Source organism: Streptomyces roseifaciens, from assembly GCF_001445655.1.
Taxonomy (GTDB): domain Bacteria; phylum Actinomycetota; class Actinomycetes; order Streptomycetales; family Streptomycetaceae; genus Streptomyces; species Streptomyces aureoversilis.
Genome location: NZ_LNBE01000002.1, coordinates 1,092,888 through 1,119,041, shown reverse-complemented (window position 1 = coordinate 1,119,041; position 26,154 = coordinate 1,092,888). Strand labels below are relative to the sequence as shown.

Here is a 26,154-nt window from a genome sequence, read left to right as displayed (position 1 = left end):
CCGGAATTCGGCAAGGGGTCACTGGGGACGCACCGGAACCGGAACGGTCAGGAGATCCCGAATTCCTTGCCGAGCAGATCGAATACTTCGTCGTCCGTGGCCGATTCCAAATCGCTGCCCGTTCCAGGGCCTTCCGGTACCGGCGACGTGCCGGATTCACCGGCAATCGCCAATACAGCCTGGAGCTTCGACAGGATCCGGTCGCGAGCTTCACTCTCTGACAACTTCGTGACCAATTCTTGTTCGACCCTGTCCAGGTCAGCAAGTAGGGAATCCACTAGGGCTGGTTCGGCCGCCCCGGCCGTCTCCGTGAGCACATGACGCGCGAGGAGAGCGGGTGTCGGGTAGTCGAAGACCAGCGTCGCCGGGAGCCGCAGCCCGGTGGCCTTGTTCAGCCGGTTGCGCAGTTCGACGGCCGTCAGCGAGTCGAATCCCAGGTCCTGGAAGGCGTGTTCCGGCCGGACCGTATGGGCCGACGCGTGCCCCAGGACCGCGGCCACCTCGGCCCGGACCAGGTCCTGCACGGCCTTGTCCCGCTCGGCCTCCGGCAGCCCCTCCAGACGGTCCGCCAGCGAGGACACGGACGGCGCAGGAGCGGCCTGCACCGCCCTCCGGGCCGCAGCCGGCACGAGAGCGCGCAACACCGCCGGAGCTTCACCGGCACGCAGCGCACCGGTGTCGATGCGCACCGGGGCGAGCACCGCCGCGTCCGAGGCCAGTGCCGCGTCGAACAGCCGCAGCCCCTCCTCCGGCGGCAGCGGCAGCACGCCGCTGCGCGCCATCCGCGCCCGGTCGGCCTCGGCGAGGCCGTCCGTCATCGCACCGGACTGCTCCCACACGCCCCAGGCCAGCGAAATGGCGGGCAGGCCCTGGGCACGGCGGTACACCGAGAAGGCGTCGAGGAAGGAATTCGCCGCCGCGTAGCTCGCCTGACCGGCGCTGCCGACCATTCCGGCGACGGACGAGAACACCACGAAGGCGGCCAGGTCCATTTCCCGGGTGCAGTCGTGCAGATTCAGCACGGCGTCCACCTTGGGCCGGAACACCTCCCGCAACCTCTCCGGTGTGACCGAGGCGACGACTCCGTCGTCGAGAACGCCCGCGGTGTGCACGACCGCCGACAGCGGATTGCCGCCGAGCCCGGCCAGCATTTCCGAGACGGCGCCCCGGTCCGCCACGTCGCAGGCCGCCCAGCGCACCTCGGCGCCCCATGCGGCCAGCTCGGCCTCCAGCTCGGCCGCACCGGGCGCCTCCGCGCCCCGGCGGCTCGCCAGCAGGAGACGGCGCACCTTGTGCTCCGACACCAGGTGCCGGGCGACCAGCGCGCCCAGCGACCCGGAGGCACCGGTCACGAGGACGGTGCCGTCGGCGAGGTCCGGCACGTCTCCGCCCTCGGTGGCGGCCCCCGCGGCCTTCGTCAGGCGCGGTACGAACACGTTCTGGCCGCGCACCGCGAACTGCGGCTCGCCCGAAGCGATCGCGGCGGGCAGCACGCGGATCGCCGCGTCGATGTCCTCCGCCTCCACCAGCACGATCCGGTCCGGGTTCTCCGACTGCGCAGACCGCACGAGACCCCACACCGCGGCATGAGCCAGATCACCAGGACGCGTCACCAGTGCCAAACGCGCCGGACGCTCCTCCGCCAGCCACCACTGCACCAGCTCCAGAACCTCGCTCACGATGGCGTGCACACGCTCGGCGGTGTGCGTACCGGGCCCGGACGCTGCCGGGCACGGCACGACCGCGACATCGGCAAGGGCCGGTTCGGCGGACAGAGCGGCCAGGTCGGCGTAAGTGCGTATATCGCTCTGTACGTCGAGATCCTGCACGTCGAGATCCTGTACGTCGAGCCCTGCGGCAGTCCCGGTGAGGGCCACCGGCTGCCACGCGAGACCGAACAGCGAGTCGTCGGCACGACCGCCGGCGCCACCCGCCTTGAGCAGCTGCTCCCGCGACACCGGGCGCAGCGACAGCGAGCCGGCCGTGGCCACCAGCCCACCGGCGGCATCGGCCACGGTCAGCGACACCGCGTCGGTGCCCGTCCGCGCGACCCTGACCCGCAGCGACGTCGCCCCGGCGGCCCGCACACCCACCCCGGACCAGGCGAAGGGCAGCAGCGGCCCGTCGACGACGGGGACGAGCCCGCCCGCGCCGATCGCATGGAGCGCCGCGTCCAGCAGCGCCGGGTGCAGGGCGAACGCGCCCGCTTCCGTGCCCTCGGGCAGGGCGACCTCGGCGAGGACGTCGTCCCCGCTGCGCCACACCGACCGCAGACCCCGGAAGACCGGGCCGTAGCCCAGGCCGAGTTCGGCCAGGCCCTCGTAGAACCCCGTCAGATCGACGGCCTCCGCCCCCGCCGGCGGCCACGCGCCGCCGTCCGCGCCGTGCGGCGGCTCGGACGGCGCATCCGTGAGGAAGCCGACCGCGTGCCGCACCCACGGCGCCTCGTCCGAAGCATCCTCCAGCCTCGAGTGCACGCTCAGCGCGCGCCGGCCCGGCTCCTCCTCGGCACCGACCCACACCTGCACGGCCACACCGCCGCGCTCCGGGACGATCAGCGGCGCTTCCAGCGTCAGGTCCTCGATCTGCGCACAACCGGCCTCGTCGCCCGCACGCACCGCCAGCTCCACGAGCGCGGTACCAGGCAGCAGCACACTGCCCATGACCGTGTGGTCGGCGAGCCAGGGGTGGGTCTTGAGCGAGAGCCGCCCGGTGACCAGGAACCCGCCGGCGCCCGGCAGCGCGACCGCCGCACCCGCCAACGGGTGCTCGGCCGCACCCAGCCCGAGCCCGGTGGCAGCAGCGCTGCCCGTGAACTCCTCGGGCACCTCCAGCCAGAACCGCTCGTACTGGAAGGCGTACGTGGGCAGCTCGACGCGGCGGGCATCCGGGAAGAACGCCTGCCAGTCCGGGGAGACGCCGTAGGTGTGCAGTTCGGCGAGCGCGGTGACGACAGCCTGCGGCTCGGGACGATCGGCGCGTACGACCGGGACGGTGACGACGTCGTCGTCTTCGTTGTCGAGGCAGCCCTGGGTGAGGGCGGTGAGGACGCCGCCGGGGCCTATTTCCACGAAGGTGGTCACGCCCAGGTCGTGCAGAGTGCGGATGCCGTCGGCGAAGCGGACCGCTTCGCGGACGTGCCGGACCCAGTACTCGGGGGTGTACGGCTCGGCCAGGCGGCCGGTGAGGTTGGAGACCACCGGGATCCGCGGCTCGCTGAAGGACAGTTCGCCTACGACCTCGGCGAAGGCATCCAGCATGGGGTCCATCAACGGCGAGTGGAAGGCGTGGCTGACCTTCAACCGGGAGGTCTTGCGTCCCTGCTGCTTGAAGACCTCCGCGATCGCGAGGACAGCGTCCTCGGCACCGGAGACCACGACGGAATGCGGGCCATTGATCGCCGCGATGCCGACCTGCTCGGTGAGGTGCGGCAGGAGCTCGTCCTCGGTGGCCTGAACGGCAACCATCGCACCGCCGACCGGCAGCGCCTGCATCAACGCGGCACGGGCGGACACCAGCTTCGCCGCGTCCTCCAAGGACAGCACCCCGGCCACATGCGCGGCCGCAATCTCACCGACCGAGTGACCGGCCACGTAATCCGGCCGCACGCCCCAGGACTCAAGGAGCCGGAACAGCGCCACCTCGACCGCGAACAACGCGGGCTGGGTGCATCCGGTCTGGTGAAGCGTTTCAGCTTCGACGTCGACCGGCGCATCCAGATATGTGCACACCTCGTCGTAAGCGGCAGCGAACACCGGGTACGCCGCGTACAGCTCACGCCCCATGCCGATCCGCTGCGAACCCTGCCCCGAGAACAAGAACCCGACCTTGCCTCCAGCGCCCGTCTCGCCCACGACGACCCGGGCGGACGGGGACCCTGCGGCCAGCGCACGGAGCCCTTCCAGGAGCTCGTCCCGGCTCTCCCCCACGACGGCAGCCCGGTGTTCCATGGCCGAGCGCGTGGTGGCGAGCGAGAAACCGACGTCGGCCGGCCGCAGATCCGTCACCGAGGAGGACGAGGTCAGGGACAGCAGGCGTTCCGCCTGTGCCCGCAGCGCCGCCTCGGTCCTGCCCGACAGCACCCACGGCACCACCGCATCCGCGTCCGAGACCGGGGACGGCTCGGCCGTGGCAGGCGCCTGCTCGACGATCACGTGGGCGTTGGTGCCGCTGATACCGAACGACGACACCGCTGCTCGCCGCGGCAGGTCGCCCGCAGGCCACTCCACCGCCTCGGTCAGCAGCCGCACCGCGCCCGCCGACCAGTCCACGTGCGACGTCGGCTCGTCGACGTGCAGCGTCTGCGGCAGCACACCGTGCTGCATCGCCATGACCATCTTGATCACACCGCCGACGCCCGCAGCAGCCTGGGCGTGACCGATGTTGGACTTCAGGGACCCCAGCCACAGCGGCCGGTCCTCGGAACGCTCCTGGCCGTACGTGGCGATGAGCGCCTGCGCCTCGATCGGGTCGCCGAGCCGCGTGCCCGTGCCGTGCGCCTCCACCGCGTCGACCTGGTCCGAGGACACACCGGCGTTCGCCAGCGCCTGCCGGATCACCCGCTGCTGTGCCGGACCGTTCGGAGCGGTCAGACCGTTGGACGCACCGTCCTGGTTCACCGCGGTACCGCGAACCACCGCCAGCACCTGGTGCCCGTTCCGCCGGGCGTCCGACAGCCGCTCCACGAGCAGCATGCCCGCGCCCTCGGCCCAGCCCGTACCGTCCGCACCTGCGGCGAACGCCTTGCACCGGCCGTCCGCCGACAAGCCGCGCTGGCGGCTGAACTCCACGAACGTCGAGGGAGTCGCCATGACCGTGACGCCGCCGACGAGGGCCATCGAGCACTCGCCGGTGCGCAGGGCCTGGGTCGCCAGGTGCAGCGCCACCAGGGACGACGAGCAGGCCGTGTCGACCGTGACCGCCGGGCCTTCGAGGCCGAAGGTGTACGAGACGCGGCCCGACGCGATGCTGCCCGCGCTGCCACTGCCCAGGTAGGCGTCCATGCCCTCCGGGGCCGTCTTCACCCGCCCGCCGTAGTCGTGGTACATCACACCGGCGAAGACGCCGGTCCTGCTGCCCCGCACCGAGGCCGGGTCGATGCCCGCCCGCTCGAACGCCTCCCAGGACGTCTCCAGCAGCAACCGCTGCTGCGGGTCCATCGCCAGCGCCTCACGCGGCGAGATCCCGAAGAAGGCGGGGTCGAACTCGGCCGCCTCGTGGAGGAAGCCGCCGTGGCGCACGGAGGACTTGCCGGAGCGGTCGGGGTCGGGGTCGTAGAGGTTCTCGACGTCCCAGCCGCGGTCCTCGGGGAAACCGGAGATCGCGTCGCCGCCGGACGCGACGAGGCGCCACAGGTCTTCGGGCGACCGTACGTCACCGGGGAAGCGGCAGGCCATGCCCACGATCGCGATCGGCTCGTCCGTCCCGGCGACCGCGGCGACCGCGGCCTCGGACTGCTCCTGGACGCCCAGCGTCTCGGCCAGCAGGAAACGGGAGAGCGCGGCGGGCGTCGGGTGGTCGAAGACCATGGTCGCGGGGAGCCGCAGCCCGGTCGCCGTGTTCAGGCGGTTGCGCAGTTCCACCGAGGTGAGGGAGTCGAAACCGGCCTCCTGGAAGGCGTGTTCGGGTTGCACGGCCTGGACCGAGGCGTGCCCGAGCACGGCGGCGACCTCGGTACGGACCAGGTCCAGCACCGCCTGCTCGCGCTCGGCCTCCGGCAGCCCGGCCAGCCGCTGACCCAAGGATCCCTTCGGTGCGGCCTGCGCGGCGCGCCGCGCGGTGCCCCGCACGGGGCCGCGCAGCCCTCGCAGCACCGAGGGCACCGTGCCCTGCAGGCCGCCGAGGTCCAGCCGCAGCGGGGCGACGGTCGCCCGGTCCAGGGCCAGTGCCGCGTCGAACAGCCGCAGTCCCTCGTCGACCGCTATCGGGGCCAGGCCCACCCGCTTGAGTCGGGTGAGGTCCGCCTGGTCGAGCCGGTCGGCCATGCCGCTGCCCTGCTCCCACAGGCCCCACGCCAGTGAGGTGGCGGGCAGGCCCTGGGCACGGCGGGCTTCGGCGAAGGCGTCGAGGAAGGTGTTCGCCGCCGCGTAGTTGCCCTGCCCGGCGCTGCCCAGGATTCCGGACACCGACGAGAAGACCACGAACGCCGACAGGTCGCCCGTCAGCTCGTGGAGGTTCAGCACGGCGTCGACCTTCGGGCGCAGCACCGCGTCCATGCGCTCCGGGGTCAGCGCGGCGATCACGCCGTCGTCGAGGACGCCGGCCGTGTGCACCACGGCCGTCACCGGTGTCCCGGCCAGCACACCGGCGAGGGCGTCCCGGTCGGCCACGTCGCAGGCCGCCCAGCGCACCTCGGCGCCCCTTGCGGCCAGCTCGGCCTCCAGCTCGGCGGCACCGGGCGCCTCCGCGCCCCGCCTGCTGAGCAGCAGCAGGCTACGGACACCATGGGCGGCGACCAGGTGCCGGGCGACGAGCCCGCCCAGCGCACCGGACGCACCGGTCAGCAGGACAGGGCCGGAGCCGAAGTCCGGCGTGCCGACGTCCGGCGTGCCAGCGCCCGCCCCGGTGGCCTTCGCCAGGCGCGGTACGAGCACGTCCTGGCCGCGCACCGCGAACTGCGCTTCACCGGAAGCGATCGCGGCGGGCAGCACGCGGATCGCCGCGTCGATGTCCTCCGCCTCCACCAGCACGATCCGGTCCGGGTTCTCCGACTGCGCGGACCGTACGAGCCCCCACACCGCAGCATGAGCCAGGTCGCCGGGACGAGTCACCAACGCCAGACGCGCCGGACGCTCCTCCGCCAGCCACCACTGCACCAGCTCCAGCACGGCACTGGTGACTTCACGGACCCGGGCGGCCGTGTCCACGCCGGCCCCGGTCGGGCACGGCACGGCGACGACGTCCGGTGCCTGTGCCCCTTCCGGTTCCGGTTCCGGTTCCGGTTCCCGCAGTGCGTCGAAGTCCGCGAAGGACTCGATCACCAGCGCGTCGGAGTCGGATGTCGCGGGCAGTGTGAACGGCGTCCACTCCACCCCGAACAGCCGGTCGCCGTCACCGGCACCGCGCAGCTGCTCCGCCGATACGGCACGCAGCGACAACGACTCGACCGAGGCCACCGGATCACCGGCGCCGTCTGCCACGGCCAGCGTCACCGAACCGGTGCCCGTCCGCGACAGCTTCACCCGCACCATGGCCGCACCGGCCGCATGCAGAGCGACACCGGACCATGCGAACGGCAGGACCGGCCCGTCGCCCAGCGAAACCAGCCCACCGGCGGCCAGGGCGTGCAGAGCAGCGTCCAGCAGCGCCGGGTGCAGAGCAAACGTGCCCGCTTCCGTGCCCTCGGGCAAGGCGACCTCGGCGAGGACCTCGTCCCCGCTGCGCCACACCGACCGCAGGCCCTGGAAGACCGGGCCGTACTCCAGGCCCGCAGCAGCCATGTCGGCGTAGAACGCGGTCAGATCGACGGCCTCCGCGTGTACGGGCGGCCAGGCGCCGACGTCCGCAGCTGGCGGCGCCTCGGCCGAGGACAGCACACCCGTCGCGTGCCGCACCCAGGAACCGTCTTCGACGCGCGAGTGCACGCTCAGCTGCCGCCGGCCGGACTCGTCCTCCGAGCCGACCGCCACCTGAAGGGTGACGCTGCCGCGCTCGGGCACGACCAGGGGAAGTTCCAGCGTGAGGTCTTCGATCCATCCGCATCCGGCCTCGTCGCCCGCCCGGACCGCCAGCTCGACGAACGCGGTGCCGGGCAGCAGAACGGTCCCGTTCACGGCGTGGTCGGAGAGCCACGGGTGGCTTTCGAGGGAGAGCAGCCCGGTGAGCAGGACCCCGTCGCTGTCGGCGGTCGCGATCGCGGCACCGAGCAGCGGGTGGTCCGCCGCCCCCAGACCGGCCGCCCGGACGTCACCGGGGGCCTGGGGTACGTCAAGCCAGTAGCGCTCGCGCTGGAACGCGTACGTGGGCAGGTCGACGCGGCGGGCGCCGGGGAAGAGCGCCTGCCAGTCCGGGGAGACGCCGTACGTGTGCAGTCGGCCGACGGCGGTGACGATGGCGTACGGCTCGGGGCGGTCGGCGCGGAGGGCGGGGACGGTGACGACATCGTCGCCGTCGAGGCAGCCCTGGGTGAGGGCGGTGAGGACGCCGCCGGGACCGATCTCCACGAAGGTGGTCACGCCCAGGTCGTGCAGGGTACGGATGCCGTCGGCGAAACGGACCGCCTCGCGGACGTGCCGAACCCAGTACTCCGGCGTGTACGGCTCGGCGAGACGGCCGGTGAGGTTGGAGACCACCGGAATCCGCGGCTCGCTGAAGGACAGCCTGCCTACGACCTCGGCGAACTCGTCCAGCATGGGGTCCATCAACGGCGAGTGGAACGCGTGACTGACCTTCAACCGGGACGTCTTGCGGCCCTGCTGCGTGAAGACCTCGGCGATCGCGGTGACCGCTTCCTCCACACCGGAGACCACGACGGACTGCGGGCCGTTGATCGCCGCAATACCGACCCCGTCGGTCAGATGCGGCATCACCTCGTCCTCAGTCGCCTGGACCGCCACCATCGCCCCACCCGCGGGCAGCGCCTGCATCAACGCAGCACGCGCCGACACCAACTTCGCCGCGTCCTCAAGCGACAGCACACCCGCCACATGAGCAGCCGCAATCTCACCCACCGAGTGACCGGCCACGTAATCCGGCCGCACGCCCCACGACTCCAGCAGGCGGAACAGCGCCACCTCAACAGCGAACAACGCAGGCTGGGTGCACCCGGTCTGATGAAGCGTTTCAGCATCAACATCCACCGGCGCATCCAGAAGCACACACACCTCGTCATACGCCGCAGCAAAGACGGGGTACGCCGCATACAACTCGCGCCCCATCCCCAGCCGCTGCGAACCCTGACCCGAGAACAAGAACCCGACCTTGCCCCCGACAACACCGCCCACCGCATCAGCACCGGAAGCAATCGCCTCCAGCCCCCGCCGGAGCTCCACGAGATCCCCGCCCACGACCACCGCACGGCGCTCCAGCTCCGCACGGGACGTGGCCAGCGAGAAGCCCACATCAACCGGGTCCACCCCGGTACCACCGGTACCGCCGATACCACCGGCACCCTCACCATCCATGAACGACAGCAGCCGGTCCGCCTGATCCCGCAGCGCCGCCTCACTCTTCGCCGACAGCACCCACGGCACCACCTCATCCGAGTCCGAGGTCGGGGCCGGAGACAGGGCCGGGGACGACTCGGCCGTGGCAGGTGCCTGCTCGACGATCACGTGCGCATTCGTACCGCTCACGCCGAACGAGGACACTGCCGCTCGTCGCGGCGCGTCGCCCGCGGGCCACTCGACCGCCTCGGTCAGCAGTCGCACCTCACCGGCGGACCAGTCCACGTGCGGCGTCGGCTCGTCCACGTGCAAGGTCTGCGGCAGCACACCGTGCTGGATCGCCATGACCATCTTGATCACACCGCCGACGCCCGCAGCAGCCTGCGAGTGACCGATGTTGGACTTCAGGGACCCCAGCCACAGCGGCCGGTCACTGTCCCGCTCCTGGCCGTACGTCGCCAGCAGCGCCTGCGCCTCGATCGGGTCGCCCAGCTTCGTACCCGTGCCGTGTGCTTCGACCGCGTCGACCTGGTCCGAGGAGACACCGGCGTTCGCGAGCGCCTGCCGGATCACCCGCTGCTGTGCCGGACCGTTCGGAGCGGTCAGACCGTTGGACGCACCGTCCTGGTTCACCGCGGTGCCGCGAACGACGGCCAGTACCTTGTGCCCGTTGCGCCGGGCGTCCGACAGCCGCTCCACGAGCAGCATGCCCGCGCCCTCGGCCCAGCCCGTACCGTCCGCGCCGGCCCCGAACGCCTTGCACCGGCCGTCCGCCGACAGGCCGCGTTGGCGGCTGAACTCCACGAACACGGCCGGGGAGGCCATCACCGTGACGCCGCCGACGAGGGCCATCGAGCACTCGCCGCTCCTGAGGGCCTGGGTCGCCAGGTGCAGTGCCACGAGCGAGGACGAGCAGGCCGTGTCGACCGTGACCGCCGGGCCTTCGAGGCCGAAGGTGTACGAGACGCGCCCCGAAGCGACGCTGCCCGCGCTGCCGTTGACGAGGTAGCCCTCAAGGCCGGCCGGCGAGGTGTGCACGCGGCCGCCGTAGTCGTGGTACATCACGCCGGCGAAGACACCGGTCCTGCTGCCCCGCACCGAGGCCGGGTCGATGCCGGCCCGCTCGAACGCCTCCCAGGACGTCTCCAGCAGCAACCGCTGCTGCGGGTCCATCGCCAGCGCCTCGCGCGGCGAGATCCCGAAGAACTCGGCGTCGAATTCGGCCGCGTCGTGCAGGAAGCCGCCTTCTCGGGTGTAGCTGGTGCCCCACTGGTCGGGGTTCGGGTCGTAGAGCTTCTCGACGTCCCAGCCGCGGTCCTCGGGGAAGCCCGACACCGCGTCGCGGCCGGAGAACACCAGCTGCCACAGGTCTTCGGGCGACTGCACGCCACCGGGGTAGCGGCAGGCCATGCCCACGATCGCGATCGGCTCGTCGGCCGCACCGGTGGCCGTGGAGACGGTCGCCGGCACGGTCGCCGTCTCGCCGGAGCCGGCGGCTTCGGCGGTGAGGAAGCGGGCGAGGGTGAGCGGGTTCGGGTAGTCGAAGATCAGTGTGGCGGGCAGGCGCATGCCGACGGCCGAGTTGAGGCGGTTGCGCAGTTCGACGGCGGTCAGCGAATCGAACCCGATTTCCTTGAACGAGTCGTCCGCGCCGACCGCCTGGGCGCCGGCGTGCCCGAGCACGGCGGCGACCTCGGTACGCACCAGCTCCAGTACCGCCTGCTCGCGCTCGGCCGCCGGCAGCCCGGCCAGCCGCTGGCCCAGGGAGGACGATGCCGCCCTCGCCGCCGATGCCGCGCGCCGGACCGGCGCAACCCTGACCAGGCCGCGGAGGACCGCCGGTACGGGCTGCTGCCCCTGTCCGTCGCGGAAGGCGGAGGTGTCGAGCCGGATCGGGACGACGGCCGCCCGCCCGGTGGCCAGGGCCGCGTCGAACATCCGCAGGCCGTCCGCCGGCGGGATCGCGGCAAGACCCATCCGCTTGATGCGCGTGAGATCGGTGTGATCGAGGCCGCCGGTCATCGCGCTCTCGCTGTCCTGCGCCCACAGGCCCCACGCCAGCGAGGTGGCGGGCAGGCCCTGGGCACGGCGGTGCTCGGCGAGGGCGTCGAGGAAGGTGTTGGCGGCGGCGTAGTTCCCCTGGCCCGGCGTGCCGAGGGTGCCCGCCACGGAGGAGAAGAGCACGAACGCGGACAGGTCGCCGGTCAGCTCACCGGCCAGTTCGTGCAGGTTCAGCGCCGCGTCCACCTTGGGGCGGAACACGCCGTCCAGCCGCTCGGGAGTCAGCGAACCGATGATTCCGTCGTCCAGGACACCGGCGGTGTGGATGATCGCGGACAGGCTCTGCCCGGCCAGGAGTTCGCGGACGGCCTCGCGGTCGGCCACGTCGCAGGCGGCCCAGGTGACCTCGGCGCCCTGCCCGGTCAGGTCGGCGGCGAGCTCGGCCGCACCGGGTGCGTCCCCGCCGCGGCGGCTGACGAGCAGCAGGCTGCGGACACCGTGCTCGGCGACCAGGTGCCGGGCGAACAGTCCACCCAGTCCACCCGACGCGCCGGTCAGCAGGACGGTGCCGGAACCGAGATCCGGGAGCTCCGTCTCCGTCTCCGGCGCGGCAATGCGCACCAGCCTCGGCACCAGGACCTCGCCCGCGCGCACCGCGGCCTGCGGCTCGCCGGAGGCGATCAGGCCGGGCAACAGCCCGGCGAGACGGGCATCGTCACCGCTGCCGGCATTGGCGTCGGCATCGGTCTCGACCAGCACGATGCGGTCGGGGTTCTCGCTCTGCGCCGAGCGCACCAGCCCGCGGACCGCCGACTGGGCGAGGTCTCCCGTACGCATCACCAGCACCAGCCGCGACGGGCGTTCCTCGGCGAGCCACCACTGCACCAGCTCCAGCACGGCATTGCCGACCTCGCGGACCCGGGCTGCGATGTCCGTACCGGCTCCGGTCGGGCACGGTACGACCACGGCGTCGGTGCCGGCGTCCGGCAGCGCGCCTGCGGCCTGCAGCGCGGCTAGGTCTTCGTACGTGACGATCCTCATGCCGTCCGGCGCCGTCGGCAGGCTGACCGGTGTCCACTCCAGGCCGAAGACCGAGTCGTCGCCACCGGAACCGGCGCGCAGCTGGTCGGCGGGGACCGGGCGCAGCGTCAGGGAGTCGATCTGTGCGACCGGCTCGCCGGTGCCGTCGGCCAGCACCAACGACACCGTGGAGGTGCCGGTGCCGGCGCGCGAGACCTTCACCCGCAGGACGGAGGCTCCGGCGGCCGCCAGGCGCACGCCGCTCCAGGCGAACGGCAGCAGGCCGTTCCCCGTCCCGGCCTCGGGCTCGACCGCCCCCAGCCAGACGGTGTGCAGGGCCGCGTCGAACAGCGCGGGGTGCAGGCCGTACGCGCCCGCGGCCGTCCGCTCGGCGCCGGGCAGTTCCACTTCGGCGAAGAAGTCGTCCCCGCTCCGCCAGGCGGCACGCAGCCCCTGGAAGACGGGGCCGTAGTCCAGCGCCATGCCCGCGAGGCGGTCGTAGAAGCCATCGACGTCGACAGGCTCGGCGCCCGCGGGCGGCCAGGCGGCGAGCGAGCCGTCCACCGGGCCCGTGGCGACGGCCAGGAAGCCGGATGCGTGCCGGACCCACGTCCGCTCGGACTCGTCCTCGTGGGCGTACGCGTCCGCGTCGTCGATCCGCGAGTGCACGGTCAGCGGCCTGCGGCCGGAGCCGTCGTCGGCGCCGACGCGCACCTGCAGGGCGACGCCGCCGCGCCCGGGCACGAGCAGCGGTGTCTCCAGCGTCAGCTCTTCCAGCAGGTCACAGCCCACGGCGTCGGCGGCGGTGATCGCCAGCTCGACGAACGCGGTTCCCGGCAGCAGGACGACCCCGTTCACGGCGTGATCCACCAGCCACGGGTGCGTGTGCGCCGAGAGGCGCCCGGTGAGCAGGTGCCCGTCGCCGTCGGCCAGCGGCACGGCGGCACCGAGCAGCGGGTGACCGGCCTCGCCCTGGCCCACCGCACGCATGTCACCGGCGGAGGCGGGGGCGTCGAGCCAGTAGCGCTCGCGCTGGAACGCGTACGTGGGCAGCTCGACGCGGCGAGCACCCGGGAAGAAGGCGTGCCAGTCCACTTCGACGCCGCTGACGTGCAGCTGGGCGTACGCGGTGGCGATCGCCTGCGGCTCGGGGCGGTCGGCGCGGAGGACGGGGATGGTGACGGTGACGACGTCATCGCCTACGTGGTCGAGGCAGCCCTGGGCGAGGGCGCTGAGGACGCCGCCGGGACCGATCTCCACGAAGGTGGTCACACCCGAGTCGTGCAGGGTCCGGACACCGTCGGCGAAGCGCACGGCCTCGCGGACGTGGCGGACCCAGTACTCGGGGGTGTACGGCTCGGCCAGGCGGCCGGTGAGGTTGGAGACCCCCCGGATCCGCGGCTCGCTGAAGGTCAGACCGCGGACGACCTCGGCGAAGGCCTCCAGCATCGGGTCCATCAACGGCGAGTGGAACGCGTGGCTCACCTTCAGGCGGGACGTCTTACGGCCCTGCTGCTTGAAGACCTCGGCGATCGCGAGGACAGCGTCCTCCGCGCCGGAGACCACCACGGACCGCGGGCCGTTGACGGCCGCGATACCGACCTGTCCGGTCAGGTGCGGGAGGACTTCCTCCTCGGTGGCCTGGACCGCCACCATCGCACCGCCGGCGGGCAACGCCTGCATCAGCGCAGCACGCGCCGACACCAACTTCGCCGCGTCGGCGAGCGACAGCACACCCGCCACATGAGCCGCAGCGATCTCACCCACCGAGTGACCGGCCACGTAATCCGGCCGCACACCCCACGACTCCAGCAGGCGGAACAGCGCCACCTCGACAGCAAACAGCGCAGGCTGCGTCGAACCCGTCTGGTTCAACTCGTCCGACTCGACGTCCACCGACGCATCCAGAAGTGCGCACACCTCGTCGTAGGCGGCAGCGAACACCGGGTACGCCGCGTACAGCTCGCGCCCCATGCCGATCCGCTGCGAGCCCTGACCCGAGAACAGGAACCCGACCTTGTCCGCCGGGTGCGCGCGCCCCGCAACGACGTTGGCCGCCGGTTCTCCCGCTGCCAGGGCCTCCAGGCCCGCCCGCAGTTCGGCCGCGTCGGTGCCGATCACCGCGGCCCGGTGCTCCAGTGCCGATCGTGTGGTGGCCGACGAGAATCCGGCGTCGACCGGCGACACGTCGTCGGCTGCGGAGGCCAGCAGACGCTCGGCCTGTGCCCGCAGCGCCGCCTCGCTCTTCGCCGACAGCACCCACGGCACGGGCACCGGGCGGTGTTCCGCGGCCGGCTCCGCCTCGGCTTCCGCGGGCGCCTCCTCGATGATCGTGTGCGCGTTGGTGCCGCCGATGCCGAAGGACGACACCGCGGCCCGGCGCGGCAGGTCGCCCGCGGGCCACTCCACCGCCTCGGTCAGCAGCCGCACCGCGCCCGCCGACCAGTCCACGTGCGCGGTCGGCTCGTCCACGTGCAGGGTCTGCGGCAGCACACCGTGCCGCATCGCCATCACCATCTTGATCACGCCGGCGACACCCGCCGCAGCCTGCGTGTGACCGATGTTCGACTTGACCGACCCCAGCCACACCGGCCGGTCGTCGGAGTGCTCCTGACCGTACGTCGCCAGCAGCGCCTGCGCCTCGATCGGGTCGCCCAGCTTGGTGCCCGTGCCGTGCGCCTCGACGGCGCCCACGTCGGCAGGCGTGAGTCCGGCCGAGGCCAGCGCCTGCCGGATCACCCGCTGCTGTGAAGGACCGTTCGGGGCGGTCAGACCGTTGGACGCGCCGTCCTGGTTGACCGCGCTGCCGCGGACCACTGCCAGCACCTGGTGCCCGTGGCGCCGGGCGTCGGACAACCGCTCCACCAGCAGCAGGCCGACGCCTTCGCCCCACCCGGTGCCGTCGGCACCGGCCGCGAACGCCTTGCAGCGGCCGTCCGGCGACAGACCGCGCTGACGGCTGAACTCCACGAAGAGGTCCGGCGTGGTCATGACGGTGACGCCGCCGACCAGGGCCATGGTGCACTCGCCGCTCCGCAGTGCCTGCGCGGCGAGGTGGAGGGCCACGAGCGAGGACGAGCAGGCCGTGTCGACCGTGACCGCCGGGCCCTCGAGGCCGAACGTGTAGGAGATGCGGCCGGAGACGACCGACGCCGCCTTGCCGGTGAGCGCGTACCCCTCGATCTCCTCGGGTGCGTTGCGCAGCCCGTTGGCGTAGTCCTGGCCGTTGGTGCCGATGAAGACGCCGGTGCGGCTGGCGCGGACGGACGCGGGGGCGATGCCGGCGCGTTCGAAGGCCTCCCACGCGGTCTCCAGCAGCAGGCGCTGCTGCGGGTCCATGGCCAGCGCCTCGCGCGGCGAGATCCCGAAGAGGGCGGCGTCGAAGCGGTCGGCGCCCTCGATGAAGCCGCCCTCACGCGCGTACGTCCTGCCCGACCGGTCGGGGTCGGGGTCGTAGAGCGAGTCGATGTCCCAGCCGCGGTCGGTGGGGAAGCCGGACACCGCGTCCCGGCCGGAGCGCAGCAGCTCCCACAGGTCCTCCGGCGACTGGACGCCACCCGGGAAGCGGCAGCTCATGCCGACGATCGCGAGGGGCTCGTCGGTCGCGGCGGCGGCCGTCACCTGCGCGGCCTCCGCCTCCAGCCCGTGCCGGCCGAGGAGTTCCTCGCGCAGGTGGCGGGCGAGGGCGGTGGGGGTCGGGTGGTCGAAGACCAGGGTGGCGGGCAGCTTCAGGCCGGTGGCCGTGTTGAGCCTGTGGCGCAGCTCGACGGCGGTGAGCGAGTCGAAGCCGGTCTCGCGGAACGTCCGGTCGGCCTCGAAGGCGCCCTTGCCCGTGTGGCCGAGCACCGTGGCGGCCTGCTCGCGGACCAGGTCCAGCAGAATGCGGTCCTGCTCCCCCGGCGTGCCGCCCAGGAGGCGCTGAACCAGCGCGGACGCGGGCACTTCGGTGCTCTGCGCAGCCCGGGCGCGTACTTCGAGGGCCTTGCGGGCCTCGGGCACACCCTGCAGCAGCGGGCAGGGGCGGGTGCCGGCGAAGGCCGGGACGAAGCGGTCCCAGTCCACGTCCGCGACGGTCACGGAGGTCTCGCCGTGGGTCAGCGCGCCGTGCAGCACGGAGATCGCGGGAAGCGCCGCGATCGCCCGGACGCCGCGCCGCCGCAGGTGGTCGCCGGCGGCACCGTCGGCCATGCCTCCGTCCGCCCAGGACCCCCACGCGACGGCGAGCGCGGGCAGGCCCTGCGCACGGCGCTGCTCGGCGAGGGCGTCGAGGAAGGCGTTCGCGGCACCGTAGGCGCCCTGGCCGCCGTTGCCCCAGACACCGGTCATCGACGAGAAGAGGACGAAAGCGTCGAGGTCCTGGCGGTCCCGGGTGAGCTCGTGCAGGTGGAGCGCGGCGTCCGCCTTGGGACGCAGCACGCGGTTCAGGCTCTCGGGCGTGAGCGATTCGACCAAGCCGTCGTCGAGCACGCCCGCGGTGTGCACCACGGCGTTCACGGTGTGCCGGCCGAGCAGCTCGGCGAGCGCGGTCCGGTCGGCCGCATCGCACGCGGCGACGGTGACCCGAGCGCCCAGTTCCTCCAGCTCCGCCTTGAGCTCGGCGGCGCCCGGAGCGTCGGGGCCCCGGCGGCTGGTGAGCAGCAGGTGTTCGGCTCCGGCGGTGGCGAGCCAGCGGGCCACATGCCCGCCGAGCGCACCCGTGCCGCCGGTCACGAGCACGGTGCCGCGCGGCGACCACGGCGCGTCCGCCGGTGCGGCGCTCTGCGGCGCACGTACGAGACGGCGGCCGGACACGCCGGATGCGCGCACGGCGAGCTGGTCCTCGTCGGCCTGGGTCAGCAGGCCGGCCAGCCGCTCCAGCGAGCGGGAGTCGAGTACGGCGGGCAGGTCGACCAGGCCGCCCCAGCGCTGCGGCTGCTCCAGGGCGACGACGCGGCCCAGGCCCCAGATCCGGGCCGAGGCGGGGTCGGTGAGCGGGTCGGAGGTGCCGGTCGACACCGCGCCGCTGGTCAGGCACCACAGCGGGGCTTCGATCCCGGCGTCGCCGAGGGCCTGGACGAGGAGGACGAGCCGCTGCAGGGCGTCCGGGCCTGCAGCGGTGTCTGCCGCTGCCCCTGCCCCTGCTCCTGCTCCTGCTCCTGCCGCGGCGAAGAGGACACCGGCGGCCTGTCCGTGCCCGGCGTCGGCCAGGGACCGGGCCAGCGAGTCACGGTCGGCGTCCTCGTCCACGACGAACGGGACGAGGTCGACGCCGAGTTCCGTCAGGCCGGTGTGGATCGCCTCGGTCCAAGCGCTCTCCTCGGAAGTCACGTAGAGCCAGGTCCCCGAAGGAGCGGAACCCCTGATGTCGCCGAGCGGCTGCCAGGTGATCCGGTAACGCCAGCCGTCGGCGGTGGACTGCTCGCGCCGCTGCCGCCGCCAGGCGGACAGCTTGGGTGCCACCACGTCCAGTTCGGCGGGCTCCAGCCCCAGGAGCGCGCCGAGCGAGGCACGGTCCTCGCTCTCGACCGAGTCCCAGAACTCGGCGTCCAACGCCTCCGGTGCGCCGGTGGCTGCCGCCTGGGGCGCATCGAGCCAGTAGCGCTCGCGCTGGAAGGCGTAGGTGGGCAGGTCGACGCGGCGGGCGCCGGGGAAGAGCGCCTGCCAGTCCGGGGAGACCCCGTGGGTGTGCAGCCGGCCTACGGCGGTGACGATGGCGTACGGCTCCGGGCGGTCGGCACGCAGGGCGGGGACGGTGACTACGTCATCGCCTTCGTCGCCGAGGCAGCCCTGGGCGAGGGCGCTGAGGACGCCGCCGGGACCGATCTCCACGAAGGTGGTCACGCCCAGGTCGTGCAGGGTACGGATGCCGTCGGCGAAACGGACCGCTTCGCGGACGTGCCGGACCCAGTACTCGGGGGTGTACGGCTCGGCCCGGCGGCCGGTCAGGTTGGAGACCACCGGAATCCGCGGCTCACTGAAGGACAACCCGCCTACGACCTCGGCGAAGGACTCCAGCATGGGGTCCATGAGAGGCGAGTGGAAGGCATGGCTGACCTTCAACCGGGAGGTCTTGCGACCCTGCTGCTTGAAGACCTCGGCAATCGCGAGGACAGCGTCCTCCGCGCCGGAAACCACTACGGACTGCGGGCCATTGACCGCCGCAATGCCGACCCCGTCGGTCAGATGCGGCATCACCTCGTCCTCGGTCGCCTGAACAGCCACCATCGCTCCACCGGCAGGCAGCGCCTGCATCAACGCAGCGCGGGCGGACACCAGCTTCGCCGCGTCGTCGAGCGACAGCACACCCGCCACATGAGCAGCCGCAATCTCACCAACGGAGTGACCGGCCAAGTAATCCGGCCGGATGCCCCACGACTCCAGCAACCGGAACAGCGCCACCTCAACAGCAAACAACGCAGGCTGCGTCGAACCCGTCTGGTTCAGATCCTCCGACTCGACGTCCACCGGCGCATCCAGAAGCGCGCACACCTCGTCATAGGCCGCAGCAAAGACGGGGTACGCCGCGTACAGCTCGCGCCCCATCCCGATCCGCTGCGACCCCTGCCCCGAGAACAAGAACCCGACCTTGCCCCCGACAACGCCGCCCACCGGAGCAGCACCCGAGGCGACCGCCTCCAGCCCCTCGCGGAGTTCGGCAAGGTCCCCACCCACGACCACCGCACGGCGCTCCAGCTCCGCACGGGACGTGGCCAGCGAGAAGCCCACATCAACCGGGTCCACCCCGGTACCACCGGTACCCCCGGCACCGTCACCGTCACCATCCATGAACGACAGCAGCCGGTCCGCCTGATCCCGCAGCGCCGCCTCGCTCTTCGCCGACAGCACCCACGGGACCGGTCCTGCAACGGTCACCTCGCGGGCGGGCTCGTCGCGCGTCGCGGCCTGTTCGACGATGACGTGCGCGTTCGTGCCGCTGATGCCGAACGAGGACACGGCCGCCCGGCGCGGCAGGTCGCCCGCAGGCCACTCCACCGCCTCGGTCAGCAGCCGTACGCCGCTCTCCGACCAGTCGACGTGCGGTGTCGGCTCGTCGACGTGCAGGGTCTGCGGCAGCACACCGTGGCGCATGGCCATGACCATCTTGATCACGCCGGCCACGCCCGCGGCGGCCTGCGTGTGGCCGATGTTGGACTTCAGCGAACCCAGCCACAGCGGCCGGTCGCCGTCCCGCTCCTGGCCGTAGGCGGCGATGAGGGCTTCCGCCTCGATGGGGTCGCCGAGCCGCGTGCCCGTGCCGTGCGCCTCGACGGCGTCGACGTCGCCCGGCGCGAGTCCGGCCGAGGCCAGGGCCTGCCGGATCACCCGCTGCTGCGAAGGACCGTTCGGGGCCGTGAGTCCATTCGAGGCGCCGTCCTGGTTGACCGCGCTGCCCCGCACGACCGCCAGTACCCGGTGGCCGTTGCGCTCGGCGTCGCTGAGCCGCTCCACCAGCAGCATGCCGACGCCCTCGGCCCAGCCCGTACCGTCCGCGCCGGCCGCGAACGCCTTGCAGCGGCCGTCCTCCGACAGGCCGCGCTGGCGGCTGAACTCCACGAACATGCCGGGCGTGGACATCACGGTCACGCCGCCGGCCAGGGCCATCGTGCACTCGCCGCTGCGCAGCGACTGGATGGCCAGGTGCAGGGCAACCAGGGACGACGAGCACGCCGTGTCCACCGTGACCGCCGGGCCCTCGAGGCCGAACGAGTAGGCCACGCGGCCCGAGGCGACGCTGGTCGTCGTGCCGGTCAGCAGGTAGCCCTCGATGCCGTCGACAGGCTCGTGCAGCCGGGGGCCGTAGTCCTGTGCCGTCGCGCCGATGAACACGCCCGCCCGGCTTCCGCGCAGCGTGGCCGGGTCGATGCCCGCGCGTTCGAAGGCCTCCCAGGCGGTCTCCAGGACCAGTCGCTGCTGCGGGTCGATCGCGGCGGCCTCGCGGGGGCTGATGCCGAAGAAGCCGGCGTCGAACTCGGCTGCCTCGTGGAGGAAGCCGCCCTGCCGCGTCGAGGACTTGCCGGGGGTGCCGGGCTCCGGGTCGTAGAGCGCTTCGACGTCCCAGCCGCGGTCCGTCGGGAATCCGGAGATGGCGTCGCCGCCGGAGGCGACGAGCCGCCACAGGTCCTCCGGGGAGCGCACGCCGCCGGGGAGACGGCAGCTCATGGCCACGATGGCGATGGGCTCGTCGGGGTCGGCGACGGTTCCGGGCAGGGCGTCCGCCGCGCCCTCGCCCAGGGATTCCGCGCCGAGGTGGCGGGCGAGGGCGGCAGGGGTCGGGTGGTCGAAGAGGAGTCCGCTGGGCAGGCGCAGCCCTGTGGCCTCGCTGAGCTGGTTGCGCAGTTCCACCGAGCTGAGCGAGTCGAAGCCGAGGTCCTTGAAGGTCCACTCGGCCTGGACCTGGCGGGCTTCGGCGTGTCCGAGGACGGCGGCGATGTGTGCGCGGACCAGGTCGAGCACCGCTTCGTCGCGCTCGGACTCGGGCAGGCCGGCGAGCCGCCGGCCCAGGGCTCCCACCGGCTCGCTCGCAGCCCCGGCGGTCGCTTCCCGCTGCGGGGCGGCAGGGGCCCAGGAGGTGTCGGCGGAGGGCGTGGCGGCACTGTCCAGCCAGTATCGCTGCCGTTCGAACGCGTAGGTGGGGAGCGCGACCTTGCTCCGTGCGCCCCGCCCGTCGAACAGGGCGGTCCAGTCCGGTTCCACGCCGTGGACGTGCAGCGAGGCGACCGCCGCCAGCAGGGCTTGTGCCTCGGGGCGGCGGGCGCGCAGGGCGGGCACGAACAGGGCGTCGCCGTCGGCACTGGTGCGGGCCATGGAGGTCAGCACACCGCCGGGGCCGATCTCCAGGTACGTGCGGACGCCCTGCTCGTCGAGGCGGGCGACGCCGTCGGCGAACCGGACCGCGTCACGGACGTGGCGGACCCAGTAGTCGGCCGTGCTCCCCTCGTACTCCCCTTCGTACTTCCCCTCGCACTCCTCCTCGCACTCCTCCTCGTACTTCCCCTCGGCGGACAGCCGGCCCGTCACGTTGGACACGATCGGGATGCGCGGGGCGTGGAAGGTCAGGTCTTCGGCCACGCGGCGGAACTCCGCCAGCATGGGTTCCATGTGCGGGGAGTGGAAGGCGTGGCTGACCCGCAGCCGGCTGGTCTTGCGGCCCAGGGCCGCGAAGGCGTCGGCGATCTCGGTGACGAGGTCCTCGTCACCGGAGACGACGACGGAGTCCGGGCCGTTCAGCGCGGCGATGCTCACGCGGTCGGTGCGGTCGCCGATGCGGGCGCGGGCCTCGTCCTCCGTGGCCTGGACCGCGATCATGGCGCCGCCGGCGGGAAGCGCCTGCATCAGGCGGCCGCGCGCGGCGACCAGGGCGCAGGCGTCGGCGAGCGGGAGGACGCCGGCCACGTGCGCGGCGGCGAGTTCGCCGACGGAGTGGCCCATCAGCACGTCGGGGGTGATGCCCCAGCTCTCCAGCAGCCGGAACAGGGCGACCTCGACGGCGAACAGCGACGTCTGCGTGTAGAGGGTCCGGTCGAGTTCTGCCGCTTCCTCGGAGCCCTCGGGTGCGAACATCACCTCGCGCAGCGGCCGCGGCAGCCGGGGGTCGAGGTGGGCGCACACCTCGTCCAGCGCGGCGGCGAAGGCCGGGAACGCCTCGGCCAGTTCGCGGCCCATTGCGGCGCGCTGGCTGCCCTGGCCCGAGAAGAGGAAGGCGAGCTTGCCGCGCGGGCGGGTGCGGCCCGTGGTCAGGGCGGCGTCGATGCCTCCGGTGGACAGCTCGCGCAGGGCGCGCAGGAAGTCGTCGCGGTTCTCGCCCACGACGACGGCCCGGTGTTCGAAGGTGGTGCGGCCGGTGGCCAGTGACCAGCCGGCGTCGGGCAGGGCGAGGCCGGGGTGCGCCTCGGCGTACGAGAGCAGGGCGGCGGCCTGGGCGCGCAGCCCGGAGGCGGTCTTGGCGGACAGCGGCCACGGCGTCGGTGCCGTGCCCGGCTCTCTCACGGACCCTGCGGGTTCCTGCCCGTCCGCCGCGGCGCGGTGTTCCGCCAGCACGATGTGGCAGTTGGTGCCGCCCATGCCGAACGAGCTGACACCGGCGAGCAGCGGGCGGTCGTCCTGGGCGTCCCACGCGGCGTGCTCGGTCTGCACCCGGAGGTTCAGTCGCGTCAGCGGGATCGCCGGGTTCGGGGTCTCGAAGTTGAGGCTGGCGGGCAGTTCGCGGTGGCGGAGCGACAGGGCGGCCTTGAGCAGGCCGGTGATGCCGGCGGCGCCCTCCAGGTGGCCGACGTTGGTCTTGGCCGAGCCGACCCGCAGGGGCCGCTCGGGGTCGCGTCCGGCGCCGGTGCCGAGCACCGCGCCGAGCGCGGCCGCCTCGATCGGGTCGCCGACCTTGGTGCCGGTGCCGTGCAGTTCCACGTAGCCGACGTGGGCGGGGTCGACTCCGGCCCGTTCGTAGGCGAGGCGGAGCACCTGTTCCTGCCCGGACTGCAGGGGCACGGTCAGCCCGTCGCCTCCGCCGTCGTTGTTGACGGCGCTGCCGCGGATCACGCAGTAGACGGGGTCTCCGTCCGCGACGGCCTGGGCCAGTGGCTTGAGGACGACGATGCCGCCGCCCTCGCCGCGGACGTAGCCGTTCGCGCGGGCGTCGAAGGTGAAGCACCGGCCGTCCGGGGACAGGCCGCCGAACTTGGCGGCGCCCAGGGTGCTCTCGGGGACGATGTTCAGGCTCACCCCGCCCGCGAGCGCGATCGTCGATTCGCCCTTGCGGAGGCTTTCGCAGGCCAGGTGGACGGAGACCAGGGAGGAGGACTGGCCGCAATCCACCGTCAGGCTGGGGCCGTTCAGGCCGAGGAAGTACGAGACCCGGTTGGCGATGATGCTGCGGTGCAGACCGGTGACGGTGTGCGGGGAGATGGCGGTGAGCCCGGAGCGGTGGTGCAGGGTCGCGTAATCGTCCCAGATGGCGCCGACGAACACTCCGGTCCGGGTGGAGCGCAGCGTTCCGGCGCGCACGTGCGCGTCCTCCAGCGCTTCCCAGGCCAGCTCCAGCACGAGCCGCTGCTGCGGGTCCATGGCAGCGGCTTCCTTGGGGGAAAGCCCGAAGAACCCGGCGTCGAAGTGGCCGATGCGATCGAGGAATCCGCCCCGGCGGATGTCGGTCCTGCCCGGTACGGACGGGTCGGCGTCGGCCACCGCGGCCCCGTCCCACCGGTCCGGGGGGACATCGGTGATCGCGTCCGCGCCCTCGCTGAGCAGCTGCCAGAAGGCGGCCGGATCGGCGGCGCCGGGCAGCCGGCAGGCAAGACCGATGACAGCTATGTCATCGGCCTGAACCGCCGAACCGGCGCGATTCCCCGATCCGTTGAGCCCGGACTCGACCATATTGCGCTCCACCCACCCACACAGAGAACGAAAAGGCACCACCCCATCCCGCAACGCGTGCGATCGGCCCGACGGCTCCGACGGCTCCGACGACCCGACCGGCCCAATAGCCGGTCGGCCGGCCGCAGCATGTGGCGGTGTGGCGGTGTGGGCCCCAGTTTCGTTCCCACGGCCGCGTTCGGGAGCCGTAGCCGATCAGGTCTAGGGGAATCCCAAGCGGACGGCATGTGCGAAGACCTGCAGCCGAGACGCATCACTAAGGAGAACCCTAGGGACCGCCGTGGGATGGTTATCGGCCGTATAACTTCCCCGCATTTTTCCTCTGACGAAGAGGTCTCTTCGCTATGACGCAATCAAGAGAAGCCGAGAATCGCTTAGCACGGTCCTTTCCCACGGCGCGCCCCTCGGGCTGCCCCTTCGACCCGCCCGCGCCCTTCACGCAAGCGCGCGAGGAATGCCCGATCACCCCGCTGCAGTACCCCGACGGGCACATGGGCCGCCTGGTCACCGGCCTGCAGACGGCGCGGACCGTACTCGGCGACACCCGGTTCAGCTCCCTGCCGGCCGGGAAGCGCTCCCCGGTGAAGGTGCCCGGCTCCGAGCTGAGCACCGACGCCCTTCCTCCGGGCATGTTCGTCAACATGGACCCGCCGGAGCACACCCGCTACCGCCGTCTGCTGAGCAAGCACTTCACCATCCGGCGGGTGCGGGAACTCCGGCCGCGGATCCAGGAGATGACGGACCGCCTGCTGGACGAGATGGAGAGCGCGGACGGGCCCGTCGACCTGGTGCAGGCCTTCGCCAAGCCGCTGCCCACCCTGGTGACCTCGGAGCTGCTCGGGCTGCCGGAGACGGACCGGGCGCAGTTCGGGCAGCACGTCGACGTGCTCTTCAGCCTCTCCAGCAGCGGGGAGGAGATGCAGCAGTCGATGATGGGGCTCGGCGGCATGCTGCACGCCCTGATCGCCGCCGCACGCAAGGACCCGGGCCCGGACATCCTCGGCCGGCTCACCGTCGAGACCGACCTGACCGACGAGGAGCTGCTCGGCATCACGATCGTCCTGCTCATCGCAGGGCTGGAGACCACCACCAACATGCTGGCGCTGGGCACCTACGCCCTGCTGCGCCACCCCGAGCAGCTGGCCGCCCTGCGCGCCGACTGGTCCCTGATGGACGACGCCGTCGAAGAGCTGCTGCGCTACCTCAGCGTGGTGCAGATCGGCCCGATCCGTGTCGCCGCCGAGGACTTCGAGTTCGAGGGGCAGTCCATCCGCAAGGGCGAGGTCGTCACGGTGTCGCTCCCCGCGGCCAACCGTGACCCGCTCGGCTTCGACGACCCCGACAGCCTCGACATCCGTCGCGGCGCGACCCGTCATGTGGCCTTCGGCAGCGGCCCCCACCAGTGCATGGGCCACCACCTGGCCCGCCTCGAACTCTCCATCGGGTACGAGTCACTGCTGCGCCGCTTCCCCCGGCTGGAGCTCGCCGTTCCGGCAGAAGAGGTCGGCACCCGGGAGATGATGGTGACGTACGGCGTCCTCGGACTGCCGGTGCGCTGGTGAGGAGGCGGCCGTCATGAGGATCGAGATCGACAAGGACCTCTGCTGCGGTGCGGGAACCTGTGTGCTCCTCGCCCCCGACGTGTTCGACCAGAACGACGAGGACGGCACGGTGATCCTCCTCGACGCCACCCCCGGCGCCGAACAGCGGGCAGCGGTGGAGGAGGCCGTCGTACGGTGCCCGACGGCGGTCATCAGCATCATGTGACCGCCGCTTGCCGCGATCGAGCAACCGAAGAGGCTCCCTCATCCCACGACCGGCGAGGGGGCCTCCGTCGTGCACGTCCGCTTACTCGCCCCGTCCGCATCGTCCGTCAGCCGGTCAGCGATGCCGCTGTGTCACACACCGGGAATCAGCAGGCTGAGGGGGTTGAGATGCATTCCGACCGCCTGAACCGGCACGAACACCTCACGCCCCTCGGAATTGGCCGCGCCGTTCCCGCCGGCGATCTCGGCTGGATCTGCTGGATCGGCTGAAGCCGCGTGTCCAGCAGCATGACCCACGGCTACGGCCGACAACATGAGCGCTCCACTGACAGCGCCCAGGACAGAAATCCTTCGCAGGGACAAAGCGACCTCCTTGAGAACAGAATCAATGCCTCGTTGAGGAGCAACCGCATCCGGAGCATACGGTTGCGGCCATTCGGCCATTCGGCCGATCGGCCAGCGATTTCATCCCAACGCCACAAGCGTCGGAGCGCTCGCGTCTCACCTAGCCACAAGGAGGGCCGTTCACGGCGGGGACCGGGCGTGACCGCACCGCGCACCGCCGTCGCCGGCGGAGCGGCGGCGCAATGGCCGCGGGCACCGGTCTGAATGGCGAGTGAACGGTCGGCCCCCGCGGGGCCGGGGCTGACGACTTCCTGCCACTTCCTGCCACCGGGAGTCGCTTCAGGTTGCCGACGAACCGGGCGCAAGGACGGCCGCATTCCCGGCCATCGACGGCCATCTCAGGGCGACTTCAGGCTGCGGACGTTGGCTGATGTTGGTCCATTGACACACCCTCGTCACACCCTCAACAATCGGCGGATCGACCTGGACCTGAAAATGATCAACCGATCACCGCCGGTAGTCTGCAGGCTTCTCACTCCTCACCCCTCACCCCCCTTCATCGTGGGTGATTC

At 72.3% G+C, this 26,154-nt stretch carries 3 protein-coding genes; 2 read left to right on the top strand and 1 reads right to left on the bottom strand.

All coding sequences use genetic code 11. The features are described from left to right. Positions 1-47: 47 nt before the first annotated feature. Complete coding sequence (locus tag AS857_RS06095; RefSeq protein WP_058042044.1) at positions 48-23,471, bottom strand: type I polyketide synthase; 23,424 nt, start codon at positions 23,469-23,471, stop codon at positions 48-50. Positions 23,472-23,962: 491 nt separating this feature from the next. Here AS857_RS06095 and AS857_RS06090 point away from each other — a divergent pair, with 491 nt between their 5' ends. Together AS857_RS06090 and AS857_RS06085 are read left to right on the top strand one after the other, a co-directional pair. Then, positions 23,963-25,033, top strand: coding sequence for a cytochrome P450 (locus tag AS857_RS06090; RefSeq protein ID WP_245699604.1), 1,071 nt, complete (start codon positions 23,963-23,965; stop codon positions 25,031-25,033). A gap of 13 nt (positions 25,034-25,046) precedes the next feature. Continuing rightward, a complete protein-coding gene (locus tag AS857_RS06085; RefSeq protein WP_058042042.1) occupies positions 25,047-25,238 on the top strand; it encodes a ferredoxin in 192 nt (63 codons plus the stop codon). Positions 25,239-26,154 lie beyond the last annotated feature (916 nt).

Excerpts from the sequence above, each read along its gene's own strand:
- AS857_RS06090 (WP_245699604.1), top strand. The coding sequence starts at position 23,963 with ATGGGCCGCCTGGTCACCGGCCTGCAGACGGCGCGGACCGTACTCGGC.
- AS857_RS06095 (WP_058042044.1), bottom strand. The coding sequence starts at position 23,471 with ATGGTCGAGTCCGGGCTCAACGGATCGGGGAATCGCGCCGGTTCGGCG.
- AS857_RS06085 (WP_058042042.1), top strand. The coding sequence starts at position 25,047 with ATGAGGATCGAGATCGACAAGGACCTCTGCTGCGGTGCGGGAACCTGT.